This is a genomic window from Paraburkholderia kirstenboschensis, assembly GCF_904848585.1.
In the GTDB taxonomy this organism is placed as follows: Bacteria; Pseudomonadota; Gammaproteobacteria; order Burkholderiales; family Burkholderiaceae; genus Paraburkholderia; species Paraburkholderia kirstenboschensis.
Genome location: NZ_CAJHCR010000093.1, coordinates 1 through 573, shown reverse-complemented (window position 1 = coordinate 573; position 573 = coordinate 1). Strand labels below are relative to the sequence as shown.

The window sequence follows — 573 nt, the reverse complement described above, 5'->3', positions numbered from 1 at the left end:
TGCGTCCGCTGGGGATTGCAGCGCTGGAAGACAAGATCGTGCAGCAGGCCGTATCCACGGTACTGAGCTCGATCTACGAGCAGGACTTCCTCGGCTTCTCATATGGATTTCGGCAAGGACGCGGTCAGCATGACGCGCTTGATGCCTTATCGATCGGGATCATGAGTCGCAGGGTGAACTGGATTCTGGACGCGGACATTCGCTCGTTCTTCGATGAAATCGACCACGAGTGGATGCTCCGCTTCCTGTCTCACCGGGTTGCCGACCGACGGATGATCCGCCTGATCCGTAAATGGCTGAAGGCAGGCACCATCGAGGATGGACGCCGCGTTGCATCGACGCGGGGTACACCCCAAGGGTCTGTGATCTCACCGTTGCTCGCCAATATCTACCTGCATTACACACTGGATCTATGGACGCAGCAATGGCGTAACCGACATGCCGCCGGCGACGTGATCATCGTTCGCTACGCCGACGACAGCGTGATGGGGTTTCAGTACGAGGGCGAGGCAAGACGATTCCTGGCAGCAATGCGGGAACGGCTGGCCAAGTTCGGGCTGGAACTGCACCCGG

General features: G+C 59.0%; 1 protein-coding gene. It reads left to right on the top strand.

From position 1 onward, the window contains the following. The coding region (locus JMY24_RS38160) for a reverse transcriptase domain-containing protein (RefSeq protein ID WP_268960854.1) at positions 1–573 on the top strand (573 nt) is incomplete at both ends.